We start from the raw sequence: 14,006 nt of genomic DNA on the forward strand, positions 1-14,006 counted from the left end.
CCCCAACGGTGCACTCTCCCTAAAAACGGACTTTGACAGTCGCCTGTAACGCTCGAGATAATTTGGGCATTTTTTTCATCTTCGTATCCTCGTCAAAGCGGTCTACAGTTAAGCTACTGCTTATCCGTTAACTCTTTGGTAAAAATGAATCTATTACATCCCCTTAAACACTATTACCAGGTGCGCCCGAGACTGCTGGTCGCTCTTCTGCTGGCGATAGTTTGCTTCTTTCTTCTGCCTGCCAGCCAGCCACTGGTGCAAAAACTGTTGATAGCCTGGAATGTCATGGCCTGGCTCTATCTGTTTTCGCTGTGGTGGTTGATGCTGCGCACACCCGCGCCGGGGATTGCCCGCATTGCCCGCGCACAGGACGAAAGTGCGGCAACGGTGCTGGCATTGCTCTGCGTTACCTGTCTGGTCAGTATCCTGGCCATTTTGTTTGAGCTTGGTGCGGTGAAACACCTGAGCGGGGGCGACAAGATCCAGCATATTGCCCTGACGGCGGCCACGCTGGTGGTTTCCTGGTCTTTGTTACCGACCGCCTTTGCCATGCACTATGCCCATATGTTTTACCTGCATGGATCCAAAACCGAAAAAGCGCTGTTATTCCCCGACAAACTGCCACTGCCGGGTTATTGGGATTTCTTATACTTCTCCTTTACCATCGCGGTAGCGGCTCAAACGGCAGATGTTGCTACCGGCAATACCGCCGTCAGACGCATTGCGCTGTTGCAGGCGGTCTTGTCCTTTATTTTCAATCTGGCGATTCTGGGGCTTTCTATTAATGTCGGTGCCGGTTTACTGAGCTAAACGTTGGCAGGCGAGGAGATTGGCCGCTATTGAAGATTTCAGAAGCGGCCTTAGTGAAGATCGGCCTGATTCAGGGTATCCTACGGCGTTAACTGGCAGGTTTGGCGCAAATTTTTTTCGCTGTCTGCTGTCTCCGGCAGATCGCAAATTGCCGTCAACCCCCTGCATTGCAACGGGGAAAAGGAACTTCACTACGGGCGTTGAATAGGTGATAACAAGATATTGCTCGATAAAGTCGCTTTGCCTGTGCCTGACGCTTTGCTCGCTGAGTGCATGCAGTACCTTATCGAAAATGCAAACCGATACCAGTAATGCGCAAGGAAAGCGGCTGGCGAGAAGCGGTGATTTGGCCGCTGAGGTTAACGGTCTGGCACAACCGCTGATTGACCAAAAGCAGACGCCGGGCCTGGTGGTTGGCGTGCTGTTCCCCGATGGACATACACAAATTTTTGGCTATGGTGTCACCGGGCAACCTGATGGCAGCAAAGTGGATGGCTCGACGCTGTTTGCTGTCGCCTCGGTCAGTAAGGGGTTTCTTGCCGAAATTACTGCGCTGCTGGTGCAAAAGGGGGTATTCCAGTGGAATGAAACCCTGGTCAGTCTGCTGCCGAAGGCCACCCCTCTTAGCCCCGATGCCCGCAACATTACCCTGTTGCAACTGGTGACCCATACATCAGGTTTGCCGCGGCAGATGATGACCCCGGAAATGCTGGGTGGCATGGTGCGCTATCTGTTCACCGGCGATAATTTCTATCAGGCGCTCGATCGCCGCAGTCTGGTGGATTATCTCGCCGACTTCAGCGCCCCGGCCGACCGTGCACCGCGTTATTCCAATATTGGTTACGGTCTGCTGGACTACATTCTTGAACTGCGCACCGGCAAAACGGTTAAAACTCTGCTGGCGGAGAATATTACCGGCCCGCTTAAGCTGGCCCATACTGGCTATCAGCCGAGTTTACTGCCTGGCTATGACCGACGGGCATTAGGCCATGCCGGTGACCAGCCAAAATTTATCCGTCGCGGTAATGCGGTGCCCGACTGGCATTTTTCTTCGCTGATGGTCGGTGCTGCCGGGCTGTATACCAATGCCGACGATTTGCTGACTTATGCGCGTGCTCATTTGCATCCTACCGGCTATCACGCGTTGGATCAGGCACTGCGCGACTCGCTGCGGGTGCGTTACGAGCGCACCACCGAAGCGGCGGCCAATGCCTGGATTGTCGATGAAGTGGGCCAGCAGAAAATCACCTATCAGGTGGGCTTTATTGGCGGTTTCTCCAGCTATATCGGGCTGGATACGCGGCATAAAACCGCCGTGGTCGTGCTGCAAAACAGCTTTAACTGGACCAATAATATTGGTCATAAAGTCTTGCAGCGCATGGGGGAAGCCATCGATATCAATCAGGGGCATAACCCGCCATCGATGCTGCCGGAACTGTCGGTGCCGATGATGCTGGGGGTAAAAGCCGATCCCTTGCCCGCGCCGACTGTCACGTATTTTCATCAAAACGCCCTGGCTGAAACCCGCTATCATCAAACACAACATCGGGTGAAGAGCCAAGCCCTGGCAATGCCTTAACCGGCCAGCCGTAACCTGCAGGAGCACGTTTTATGTCATCAGATAGCATGCCTTTGAGCGATCCTCGCGACGATTTTGTCTGGCTGGAAGAGATAAAGGGTCAGACCGCCATAGATTGGGCCATTCAGCAAAGCCAGGAAACCTGCCGCCGTTTTACCGAAACTCCAGGCTTTGCCCATTTGCGCAGCGCACTCTTTGCTTGCCTGAATTCTGCCACGCAAATTCCGATGGTGCGTAAATACGGCAATGATGTTTATAACTTTTGGCAGGATGAGAAAAATCCTCGCGGTTTGTTGCGCCGTACCCATTTCGACGACTATCGCAGCGCGTCGCCCGCGTGGCAAAGCGTGCTGGATATCGATGCACTTGGCGTAGCCGAAGGGCAGGAGTGGGTCTATCACGGTATGCAGGTACTGGCACCGGATTATCAACGTTGCCTGCTACATCTTTCGCCGGACGGCGGCGATGCCTGTGTGATCCGCGAGTTTGATTTGACCGATCTCTGTTTTGTCGCCGAGGGATTTAGCTTACCGCTGGCCAAAAGCCGGGTTTCCTGGATCGATCGCGATCGTCTGTTTGTCGCCAGTGATTTTGGTCCTGATGCGTTGACCACTTCGGGTTATCCGCGCATCGCCAAAATCTGGCAGCGCGGTACGGCACTGGCCGAGGCCGAAACGCAGTTTATGGCCCAGCCGACGGATATGTCGGTGATTGCCTATCACGATGACACCCCGGGCTATGAGCGCAATATTGTCGGCAGAATGATCGACTTCTATCACCGTGAAGTCTTTTTACTCGACCCGCAGCAAGGGCCGCTGCCGATTGCCATTCCGCAGGATGCCAAGTTTAGCCACTGGCAGCAATGGCTGCTGGTCAGCCCGGCCACAGACTGGACGACAGGCGGCGCAACCTATGTCTCCGGTAGCTTGCTGGCAATAGACTTTGCCCATTTTATGGCAGGGGATCGCCAGTTCACCACGCTGTTTACCCCCACGGCGACCACCTCGTTGGATAACTATTCCGCCACTCGCGATTATCTGATCCTTAGTGTGATGGAAGATGTGGTTAATCGCCTTGAAGTATTGCGGCCCGCCGCGGGGCGCTGGCAGCGCCAGGGCCTGGGCGACGCCCCGGATCTGAGTAAAATCAGTGCAGTAGCTATTGATGACCAGAGTAATGAATTCTTTATGACCGTCAGCGGTTTTCTGCAACCCACCGCGCTCTACTATGGGGTCTTAGGCGAAGAAAACCCGGCGGCCTTGCCAGCGGACAGACCGCGGGCGGCAGCGATAATCAAGCAGGATCCCAGCCACTTTGATAGTGCAAAGTATCAGGTCAGCCAGTATTTTGCCCCGTCCGACGACGGTACGCGGATCCCTTATTTTGTGATTGCTGCTCAGGATCTGCAATTCGATGGTAGCCATCCCACCTTGCTCTATGGTTATGGCGGTTTTGAAGTTTCCCTTGAACCTTACTATCTGGGGAGCATGGGACTGGCCTGGCTGGAACGCGGAGGCATATTTGTCGTCGCCAATATTCGCGGCGGTGGCGAATATGGTCCCCGTTGGCACCAGGCGGCGTTAAAGCAGCATCGTTTGCGTGCCTATGAGGACTTTTCGTCGGTAGCCAAGGATCTGATTGCACGTAATATCACCTCCGCAGCCCATCTGGCGGCGCAGGGGGGCAGCAACGGCGGCCTGTTGGTGGGCAATATGTTGACCCGTTATCCCGAGCTTTTTGCCGCTATTGTCTGTGAAGTACCGCTGCTGGATATGCAGCGCTATACCCGGATTTCAGCAGGAGCCTCGTGGATTGCCGAATATGGCGATCCGCAACGGCCAGAAGAGTGGGACTTTATGCAGGCGTTTTCTCCGTACCACAATATTGACTCGGCAAAACGTTACCCGGCAGTGTTGTTTACTACTGCCACCAGTGACGATCGCGTAGGACCGGGTCATGCGCGGAAGATGGCGGCTAAAATGCAGCAATTGGGTATTGAAAACGTCTATTTTTACGAAAATACCGCCGGTGGCCACAGTGCTGCCGCCGATAAGGCGCAGAAGGCGTTTAAAATGGCCATGATTAGCGAGTTTTTGCTGAGCTATTTGCTGTAGTTGCGGACATACCTCCTTGCTGTCGGGAACGTGACTCGTCAGCAAGGCAAAATCCTTACCTTTTCGTCATATTTTGCAATAGTTAACTCGCCGTTTTGCCGGTAAAGGCATTGCCTGTTGGTAAGCTTACTGTTTATTATCCCCTCTGAATTATTTGATAATGGTTATTAGAATCATTTCTATTTATCTCTAAACTTTCGGGATCCACCATGCTGAAAAACACCGCGCGCGTGCTTGCCGTTGCTGGCCTGCTGGCCACTTCGTTTGCCTCTTTGGCTACCAATTATCCGTTGACCGTGACTGATATCGCCGGTCAGAAAATTACCTTCAATAAAGAGCCGCAGCGCCTGATTATGCAGGATGGCCGCGATATTCTATCGTTGGCGGTGCTGGATAAAAATGACCCCTTCAAGCGGGTGATTGCCTGGAACAACTTGCTGAAAAACAGCGATGCCGGTACCTGGGACTTGCTTAAGGGCAAATGGCCTGAGGCGAGCAAAATCCTCGATATGGGCTTTAGTGATAAAGGCCAGGTGGATTTGGAAAGCGTCATTGCGCAAAAACCCGATTTGATGATTGCCCAGCTGCGTGCCAAATCCTCTCTGCAACAGGCCGGAGTGATTGAAAAGTTACAGGCGTTGCACATTCCGGTGCTGTTTATTGACTACAACCTTGATCCGGCAAAAGACACCGCGCCAAGTATCGATCTGCTAGGCACCGTGCTTAATCAGCAAGCCAATGCCCAGGCTTATACCACCTTTTACCGTGCGCATTATCAGCATATTCAGGATGCTATTGCCGCCGTTAAAAATCGCCCTAATGTCTTTATTGAACCGCTGGCGGGTCGTTCTGACTCCTGTTGCTTTACCCATGGCGAAGCCGGGTGGGGCAAACTGATTGAGGCAGTAGGGGCGAAAAATATCGGCTCGGCGCTGTTGCCTGGCGAGTCTGGTGATGTCTCGCTGGAGAAAGTGATCAGCATGAAACCTGACGTCTATATTATGTCCGGCTCAAAACATACCGGCAATGGTCAAAGCCAGATGATGCCATTCGGTTACGGTGCCACGCAGACGGAAGTCGATCAGCAGGCCAAAACGCTGATTTCACGCACCGGCGTCGCGCAGGTCCCGGCGGTGATGGATCATCGCGTCTATGCGCTTTATCACCAGTTCTATAACCATCCGTACAATATTGTCGGCATGGAATATCTGGCCAAATTTATTTATCCGCAGCAGTTTTCCGATCTCGATCCGGCCAATAGCTATCATCAAATTATTCGTAATTTCACTGCATTACCGGATAAAAACTTTATCTTTGGCTGGCAGGATCACAAATAAAGCGACATAAATTTACGCCGGTCACATTTGTTGACACTCAACTAATACATAGATGAAACTATTTGTAATAGTGTAGGTGACAGACTTGGCCATACTTAGCTATGGCCAATAACAAACAGTGATAAGGTGATTCCATGCAATCCGAAGAACAGCGTTTAATTGACGGTCTTTTCAGTCGTTTACAACAGGCCGAGTCTAATACCGCACCGCGCGACGCGGAAGCTGAGCGCGTTATACAGTCCTATATCAGTAAGCAGCCTTCAGCGCCTTATTATATGGCTCAATCGATGATCATTCAGGAAGCGGCCCTTAAACGGATGAATGCCCAGGTGCAGGAGCTGCAACAGCAAGTAGCACAACTGCAAAGCCAGGCGCAAAACAGCCGACCACAAAGCAGTGGTTTCCTGGCGGGCCTTTTTGGCGGCGGTAGCAGCCAGCCACAAAATGCGCCATCCTCTGCTGGCAGTGCACCGATCCCCGGTACCAACAACAATCCGTGGAACAATAACGCCGCCCAGCCTGCCCCACAGGCAGCACCGGCAGCGGCTGCCCCTATTGGTTCCGGCTTTATTGGTGGTGCTCTAAAAACTGCTGCTGGCGTGGCAGGTGGCGTGATGCTGGCCGATATGCTGACTGGTATGTTTAACCACAGTAAGCCACAGGAAATTGTTAACGTTTTTGAAGAGACTGCTCCGGCACAGAATTTTAATCCTGCTACCGATCCGCTGTTAAGCGGTGATAACTCCTGGGATGACCCGCGTTATAACAATAACGATTCAGCGTTCCAAAATGGCTCGGACGACAGTTTCTTTGGCGCTGACAACAGTGATAACAGTGACTACAGCGACGACGACGATTCCTTTTTCTAAGGCAAAACCGTTTTGATCGCTAAAAAATCGCCATCCGGCAGAATGAAAGATGGCGAGAAGGCAAAGAGTGAGAGCTTTATCGCTTATTGCAATCAGATTTCTGGACAAAAGCTGAATCTATTGCTGTACTGTATTTGACACACATTCTGTGTCTTACATTCACGTAAAGGTAAGTTTGATGTCTAAGATTAAAGGTAGCGTTAAGTGGTTCAATGAATCAAAAGGTTTTGGTTTCATTACCCCTGAAGATGGCAGCAAAGATGTTTTCGTTCATTTCTCTGCTATTTCAAGCAACGGTTTCAAGACCCTTGCTGAAGGCCAGCGTGTAGAGTTCGAAATCACCAATGGCGCCAAGGGCCCGTCGGCTGCTAACGTTATCGCTATCTAACTCTAGCCGATTTTGAAAAACCCGCTGATGCGGGTTTTTTTTTGCCGGTCACTCAGGATTGCCTGGCGAAAGCGGGACGCGCCAACAGCACAAAGATAACAATCGCAATAAAGAAGCAGCCGCAGATGGTCACTGCCATGGATAACGCCGAAGTGCCACCCAATCCCGTGAGCGGTACGCTGGCAGCCCCAAGGGCAAACATACATACCCCAAGCAGCGCAGAGGCACTGCCGGCATTTTTCCCCTGACTTTGCATGGCCAGCGAACCGGCATTAGGGCCAATAATACCAATGGTGATCACCGAGAAAAACAGCGGGATCAGCAAGGCGATCAGCGGTGCATGCATTGCTGCAGCTATCACCAACAGCAGTGATGCAACGGCGGCAATTGCCAGGCCGATTTTCACCAGCGCCAGTTCACCCCACATCAGGCTCAGGCGCGTAGAAATTTGCGCGGCAAACACCAGCCCCACGCCGTTTAAGGCAAAGCACAAGCTGAACATCTGCGGGCTAAGGTGATAAATTTGCTGCAATACAAAGGGCGAAGCGCCGATATAGGCAAACATGCCAGCCAGAATAAAGCCTTGGGTCAGGCAAAGTCCCATAAACTGACGGTGATGCAATAGCGCCGCCAGCGATTTCGCCATCGCCGCTACGCCGCCGTGTGAACGGCGTTGTGCAGGCAGGGTTTCGTGCAGTTTGCCAGCCGACAAAATAAACAGTAACACCGCAATAATCGCCAGCGCGCCAAAAATTCCCCGCCAGCTTAAAAAGCTCAGCAGTCCGCCGCCGACCACCGGTGCCACGATAGGCGCGAGGCCATTGACCAGCATCAGCAAGGCAAAAAACTTGGTTAAATCATGGCCATTATAGAGATCGCGGGCAATGGCGCGCGACAGCACCGCACCACCGGCACCGGCCAGTCCTTGCAGTAAGCGTGCGACAATAAGCTGATCGATGGTGGGAGCCACGGCACACCAGATAGACGCTGCCAGTAAAAGAGCCAGCGAGAACAACAGTGGACGCATTCTGCCGAGGCGGTCACTTAAAGGTCCAAAGATTAACTGTCCGGCACCCAACCCCAGTAAACCGGCGGTCAGGCTTAACTGGCTGGTAGCGGTCGTGGTGGCCAATTCACTGGCCAGATCAGGCAGGGCGGGGAGATAAAGGTCGGTACAAAGAGGTCCGAGTGCTGCCAGTGAACCTAACACCATGGCATAGCCAAGGCGCTTTTTTACAAGATGGTCGTTCATTAATTTTCCGCTGTATGGGGGGGAGAATAGTCAGTAAAAAGGGTATTAAATAACTGAATATAAATGGCTCTAAGCGTTTCTGCATCAGCATGCTTATGGGTCAGCCGGCGGAATGCTGTTCCTTCACAGAGTACCGCCAGCACTTCCAACCGCGCGGTAAACTGTTCTTCCGGCATTTGCGGATAGTAGGGCCTCATCATACTTTTGGCCTCGCTAAACAGTTTGGCATCGGCATCGCGCAGAATTTTTTCCACTACCGGGTTCCGGGTAGCTTCGGCAGTGACTTCCAGCATCAGCGCATGATCAATTTCATTTTGCTCAAGACTAAGTTCCGGGCAATCAACCTGACTGTAATCGACGTTTTGCATGCCGATCACGCGGTGTGCCAGATTGCTGGCCATCTGCTTTAGATTATGCGCATCACCGGTCATTATTTGGATTTTTTTGCAGACAATACGCCGCACAATCTCTTCAATAATGGCGTCTTTATTAACGAAGTAGCGATAGATTTGACCGACGCTAAGCTGCGACAGTCGGGCAATTTCCGCCATACCCGCGCCGTGGAAACCATGCTTGCGAAAACAGAGTCGCGAGGCGGCAATGATCTGGTCCCTGCGGGCACAAACGCGTTGATCTTTCGTATGATTAGCGGGATGCATAACGGCACCTGACAAGTGGAAGTCATGTTCTTTTCTTACATCCAGACATAATGGCGGCTAAGCCGTCAGAGATAAGAAGTGTGAACGCTCATTCTCAATTATAGGCAAGATAGGTAGCAAGGTAAATAATTGTATTATTTATCGCTGACACTTCCCGCAGACGGCATTCAGCCACTCAGCTGCTGGCTGGCCGTGGATCAGCGCAATTGCCTGGTGAAGTGCGGGGGCTAAACAGGGGCATTTGACCCAGAGCATTGGCACTGAGTCAGTGAATTTATTGATTAAAGTAAATAACTATGCAGAAAAGCCAGGACGACCAACAGGCAAAAAGCAGCCGTGACAAACTCGCTAAAGGTGGCGGGAAGTGAAAACATAAATGGCCTCAGAATATCCAAACATGGTGTTGTCATAAACTGAGGCTAGTATCTCTGCATAAGATTAAGGAAACATTAGCGCCACTACAAAAGTGTGACACTGCAGAGATAAATTATTGGCCGCCGTACCAACTGACCAGCATAAACGCCAGCATGGTCATGGCCAGCGAGCCGGCAAGATTAAGCAACAGATTGAGGCCCGCCGCGGCAAAACGACCGTCCTGCAACATATACACCACTTCCAGCGAGAAAGTGGAAAAGGTGGTCAGGCCGCCACAGAAACCAGTGGTCAGCAGGATGCGCCACACCGGATCCAGGTGAGTCATACGGTTAAAAACCGCAATACTCAGGCCAATAATAAAGGCGCCTACCAAATTAACCACCAGGGTGCCGACGGGAAGCAGCGGGGAAGTGCCGTTAAGTTTGAAGCTGACAAACCAGCGTGCGACGCTGCCAATACCGCCACCAATAAAAACTGCAAGTAATGTGTTAAACATAAAAGCCTTTCAACAGGATTGAGTGAATGTTCAGAAAGGTTCCGGCGTCATGCTACGAACCTCTCAATGAGATTGCGTAGACATCATTAGCCGATAAAGGCGGTTTGGGAGGAATGTCATCTCCAACTGCTTGAATAATGCAAAACCAATTTTACCCAATTAGCGTGCGCCCCGCAATTGCGCGCGCGATCACAAAATGACAAACAGTGAGGATTGCTATGTTGATTCGTGATGCCGTCGCCGCCGATGCCCCAATACTGGTGCAGTTGCTTGCTCAGTTGGATTACCCGGCCAGTGAAGATTTTATTCGCCAACAGATTGCCCGCATGCAGGCCAATGCCGACAGCCGGTTGTTGGTGGCGGTGATTGACGATAGCGTATGCGGTTTTATTTCACTGCATTTTATTGCGCAATTACCTTTGGCGGGAGATTTTTGCCGTGTCAGCTACTTATGTGTCAGCGATGGTCAGCGCGGCGCAGGGGTCGGCCAGCAATTACTTGATGCCGCCGAACGCCTGGCTGCCGGGCGAGGATGTGACCGTATGGAAGTACACAGTCACAGCCGCCGTTTACGCGCCCATCAGTTTTATGCGCGCGCAGGTTATCAGGAATCCCCGAAATATTTTATCAAACACTGCCGCTGAAACTCACCGCCTTACCCCATTGCCAGAATAATGGCGTCGGCAATAATCTCCACCTGGTCGAGCTGTAACTGGCTGGTGCTGACACGAATAAACTGTCCAGGACCAATGCGGCTGCGCTCGCCGGGCAATACCGCAATGCCGCGGGCGGCAAGAGTGACCAGAGCAAACTGTTCTGAGGGAACCGGGATCCACACCGCCAGTCCTTCGCGTTTAGGCAAGGTCAGACCACGCGCCGCCAGAGCGTCAACCAGCGCCTGCCGTCGTTGGGCATAGACGGTTTTGGCGTGGGCAATCCCTTGTTGGGTGGAGGCATCCTTAATCAGCCATGCCAGGGCATGTTGCAAAATACGGCTCGACCAACCGGCACCAAAATTACGGAATGATTTGATTTGCTTGATTAAATCGTGGGAGCTGGAAATCACCGCCATACGCAGATCCGGCCCGTAAGCCTTGGAATAGGAGCGCACGTGGACGGTGCGTTTGGGCAGCACTATTCCCATACTCTGCGCAGGAAAGTTGCTGAGTTGACCTATGCCGTCATCTTCAATAATCAGCGTTTGACTGGGTGTCAGGATCTCGGCCAGTATTGCCAGGCGTGCCGGGCTGATGGCATGACCACAGTGCGAATGGGTACGTGGTTGATAGATAAAGGCGGCAGGATTTTTGTTTAGCGCCTGTTGCAATGACTCGGGAACTGGACCAAATTCGTCGCATTTTACCGGGATCACCTGAGCGCCGATATTATCCAGCATATCCAGCAAGCGGGTGGCGGTCGGATCTTCAATGGCCACCACCGATCCTTGCATAATCAGCGTTTGCAGCGTCAGGTTCATGGCATCAAAACCGCCGTCGGCCGCCATAAAGGCATCGGCCTGATAGGGCCAGCTCGGTTTAACGGCATCCAGCAACACTTGCGAGATGGCCTCTCGTTGATAGCTGTTGAGATTGTCAGCCTCAACGCCACTAAGCAGCGCCTGATCCAGCTTGGGTAGTAATTGCGGATCGGGTGAAGATAATGCCAAATCAGCAATGATATGGTCACCAAAATTGCCAATCTTCTCGAAACGTGCAGGACGCGGAGAGAGAGTATCCCCACAGACCCAGACGCCATTGCGCCCCCTGCCGGCGATCACCTTTTGACGTCTTAATTGCCCCCAGGCCGCCGATACTGTCGCCGGGCTGACGCCAAGTGCCAGCGCCAGCTCACGGACTGCAGGTAAATGCGTGCCAATTTCAATCACTCCGGATCGGATCATCGCAGCGGTCTCAATAGCAATGCCGCGCATGGAACGATCCTGTAAATGACCGGCAAACCATTGTGCATCAAGCATTTTTTCTCGCGGACTGACACCCATTTCATCCCCTTTTGTTCAGTAACAAAGATTCTATTGTACATATTAATTTATGCTATTAGTATCAAACTTAGTCAACGGAGGCGATAAAATAATCACAGACCCAATAATTGTGATCAGTCTCCGCGCAGGCAGGCAGTTTTTGTGAATAGCAATTTGGCAGACATTAGGGGAAAAAACGTGGTGATGACCATCAGACTGGCCGTGCGGGACTGGGATTATTTTACCCCGCTGGCGTTGGGCGATATTAAACCCGAAGGCTTCAATCTTGAAATCGATCGCGTAGGTACTTTGGTCGGCGATCTGGGTAGCAATGATAATTACGATGCGGCAGAAATTTCCTTTAGTCGCTATGCTCAAGGGCGTGCTCGCGGTGAGAACGATGTGTTGGCCGTACCGCACTTTCTGATGCGCGGTTTCCGTCAGCGTTGCATTATCACCCGTGCTGACAGCCCCTTGACCAAAATTTCCGAGCTGGCGGGTAAACGTATCGGTTTAACCGGCTGGCAAGACTCGGGCAACACCTGGACCCGCACCGTGCTGGGGGTTGATGGCGTAGGCATCGACGATGCTTACTGGTACGCAGGCCGTCTGACCGCTGCACATCCCATTGTTGACCGTCTTAATGGCTTTGGTCGCGAAGGGCGTATCGAAGCCTGCCCCGGTGAGCGCCCAATGATGGAGTTGCTGCAAGAGGGCTGGCTGGATGCGGTATTTACCCCGTTTATGCCTGACGGTTTCTTTAAGCCGGGTTCCGGTTTCCGTCAGTTGCAGCCTGATTTCCGTCAGTCCGAAGTCGACTATTTCAACCGCGTCGGCTATGTACCGGGCATGCATATTCTGGCGATCAAAGCCGAGGTCGCCGCCGCGCATCCGGAGTTGGCGGCAGCGCTCAGCGATATTATCGACCAGTCTTACCGGCTGTGGATGGATAAGCGCGCCAAATATGCCGATACCACCCCTTGGTTGCTGGATGATATTCGCCGCACAGTATTGGATTTACCGGTGACCTGGAATGACAACGGTTTCGCCCATAACGAAAAAATGATCGATGATTTTGCCCACGAGCTTTATGTGCAAGGCATCACCGCCAAACGCCTGACGCCGGCGGACTTATTTCCGGCTTACGCCAAATAATCTTCAGTGAACAGCACTGTAGGAGAGTCAAAATGAAAGTCGCATTAGGTCAGTTTGCTGTTTCCCGCGAGTGGGAAGCCAATGTCGAAACCTGCCTGTCACTGATGGCCAAGTCACTGCAAGCCGGTGCCGATCTGCTGGTGTTACCCGAAGGCATTTTGGCGCGCGATATCACCGATCCCGATTTGGTGCTGAAAGCCGCCCAGCCGCTGGATGGTCCTTTTGTCAGCCAACTGGTGGCCGCCAGTAAAGGCAATCAACTGACCACCATGATGAGCGTGCATACGCCAGCACCCGATGGTCGTGCCTGGAACGTGTTGATTTCAATACGTAATGGCGAAATTATTTCTGAGTATCGCAAGCTGCATCTGTACGATGCCTTTGCCAATAAAGAGTCGAAAAATGTCACCCCGGGTACTGAAGTGCCGCCATTGGTCGAGGTCGCGGGCTTTAAAATTGGCCTGATGACCTGTTATGACGTGCGTTTCCCTGAGCTGGCGCGTCGCCTGGTATTAGACGGTGCCGAGGTATTGGTTCTGCCTGCCGCCTGGGTGAAAGGCCCGCTGAAAGAGATGCACTGGGAAGTGCTGGTCACCGCCCGTGCGCTGGAAAATACCAGCTATATCGTTGCCGTCGGCGAGTGCGGTGAACGTAATATCGGTAACAGCATGGTGGTGGATCCGCTCGGTGTGGCCATTGCCCGTGCCGCAGAAGCCCCGGCACTGGTCTTTGCCGACATTGACCGCGACCGTCTGGTCCACGCCCGTAAGGTGCTGCCAGTGCTGGAAAACCGTTGTTTTGATACCCCGCAATTGCGTTAGTCGATTGCCGAAAAGAAAAAACGTCGTGGTCGCGTCAACCTAACGCGGTCTCGTCGCTAAAGCAGTAAAAAACGCCACCAACACCAGGGAGCGTCTTTCAAACAGCCACCACTCAGGCGCCAAAGTGGCGGTAAAAAAATCAAGGCGTGTTAGACCAAGTAACACATAAGCAC

General features: G+C 52.5%; 13 protein-coding genes and 1 riboswitch. Of the genes, 9 read left to right on the plus strand and 4 right to left on the minus strand.

Annotated features, from left to right (window positions below):
• Positions 1–144: 144 nt before the first annotated feature.
• The 6 genes from GW590_RS05110 to cspE all read left to right on the plus strand — a co-directional run bounded on the left by GW590_RS05110 (position 145) and on the right by cspE (position 7,097).
• Positions 145–810 carry a DUF1345 domain-containing protein gene (locus GW590_RS05110; RefSeq protein WP_169401930.1) on the plus strand — a complete coding sequence of 222 codons (666 nt, stop codon included), beginning with the start codon at positions 145–147 and terminating at the stop codon, positions 808–810.
• A gap of 292 nt (positions 811–1,102) precedes the next feature.
• Complete coding sequence (locus tag GW590_RS05115) at positions 1,103–2,389, plus strand: serine hydrolase domain-containing protein (protein ID WP_235955859.1); 1,287 nt, start codon at positions 1,103–1,105, stop codon at positions 2,387–2,389.
• Between the two features lie 32 nt (positions 2,390–2,421).
• Positions 2,422–4,503: a prolyl oligopeptidase family serine peptidase gene (locus GW590_RS05120; RefSeq protein ID WP_169401931.1), complete on the plus strand. Its 2,082-nt coding sequence runs from the start codon at positions 2,422–2,424 to the stop codon at positions 4,501–4,503.
• Positions 4,504–4,712: 209 nt separating this feature from the next.
• Positions 4,713–5,840, plus strand: a complete 1,128-nt coding sequence (locus GW590_RS05125) for an ABC transporter substrate-binding protein (RefSeq protein ID WP_169401932.1) — start codon at positions 4,713–4,715, stop codon at positions 5,838–5,840.
• A 134-nt stretch (positions 5,841–5,974) separates the two neighbouring features.
• Positions 5,975–6,709 (plus strand): DUF2076 domain-containing protein, encoded by a 735-nt coding sequence (locus GW590_RS05130; protein WP_169401933.1) that lies wholly within the window; start codon positions 5,975–5,977, stop codon positions 6,707–6,709.
• 178 nt (positions 6,710–6,887) lie between these two features.
• Positions 6,888–7,097, plus strand: coding sequence for a transcription antiterminator/RNA stability regulator CspE (cspE, locus tag GW590_RS05135; protein ID WP_009636912.1), 210 nt, complete (start codon positions 6,888–6,890; stop codon positions 7,095–7,097).
• A 52-nt stretch (positions 7,098–7,149) separates the two neighbouring features.
• Here cspE and GW590_RS05140 read toward each other — a convergent pair whose 3' ends face one another.
• From GW590_RS05140 to crcB, 3 genes are all read right to left on the minus strand, one after another.
• Entirely contained in the window at positions 7,150–8,349 is a 1,200-nt protein-coding gene (locus GW590_RS05140; RefSeq protein ID WP_169401934.1) for a multidrug effflux MFS transporter, read from the minus strand.
• Complete coding sequence (locus tag GW590_RS05145; RefSeq protein ID WP_169401935.1) at positions 8,349–9,008, minus strand: TetR/AcrR family transcriptional regulator; 660 nt, start codon at positions 9,006–9,008, stop codon at positions 8,349–8,351. The genes GW590_RS05140 and GW590_RS05145 overlap by 1 nt, the downstream gene beginning before the upstream one ends.
• Before the next feature lie 487 nt (positions 9,009–9,495).
• On the minus strand, positions 9,496–9,879 hold the full coding sequence (gene crcB / locus GW590_RS05150) for a fluoride efflux transporter CrcB (protein ID WP_169401936.1): 384 nt from the start codon (positions 9,877–9,879) through the stop codon (positions 9,496–9,498).
• Positions 9,880–9,949: 70 nt separating this feature from the next.
• A riboswitch (Fluoride riboswitch) is annotated at positions 9,950–10,012 on the minus strand.
• Positions 10,013–10,097: 85 nt separating this feature from the next.
• On the opposite strand from crcB, the gene GW590_RS05155 reads away from it, so the two are divergent.
• Positions 10,098–10,523: a GNAT family N-acetyltransferase gene (locus GW590_RS05155; protein ID WP_169401937.1), complete on the plus strand. Its 426-nt coding sequence runs from the start codon at positions 10,098–10,100 to the stop codon at positions 10,521–10,523.
• An 11-nt stretch (positions 10,524–10,534) separates the two neighbouring features.
• Here the strand turns inward: GW590_RS05155 and GW590_RS05160 are convergent, their stop codons facing one another.
• Complete coding sequence (locus tag GW590_RS05160; protein WP_169401938.1) at positions 10,535–11,878, minus strand: aminotransferase class I/II-fold pyridoxal phosphate-dependent enzyme; 1,344 nt, start codon at positions 11,876–11,878, stop codon at positions 10,535–10,537.
• Between the two features lie 177 nt (positions 11,879–12,055).
• Between GW590_RS05160 and GW590_RS05165 the strand changes: the two genes are divergently transcribed.
• Together GW590_RS05165 and GW590_RS05170 are read left to right on the plus strand one after the other, a co-directional pair.
• Positions 12,056–13,012, plus strand: a complete 957-nt coding sequence (locus GW590_RS05165) for a nitrate ABC transporter substrate-binding protein (protein WP_169402127.1) — start codon at positions 12,056–12,058, stop codon at positions 13,010–13,012.
• 32 nt (positions 13,013–13,044) lie between these two features.
• On the plus strand, positions 13,045–13,833 hold the full coding sequence (locus GW590_RS05170) for a deaminated glutathione amidase (RefSeq protein WP_169401939.1): 789 nt from the start codon (positions 13,045–13,047) through the stop codon (positions 13,831–13,833).
• Positions 13,834–14,006 lie beyond the last annotated feature (173 nt).

Source organism: Rouxiella aceris (assembly GCF_012933545.1).
Lineage (GTDB): Bacteria > Pseudomonadota > Gammaproteobacteria > Enterobacterales > Enterobacteriaceae > Rouxiella > Rouxiella aceris.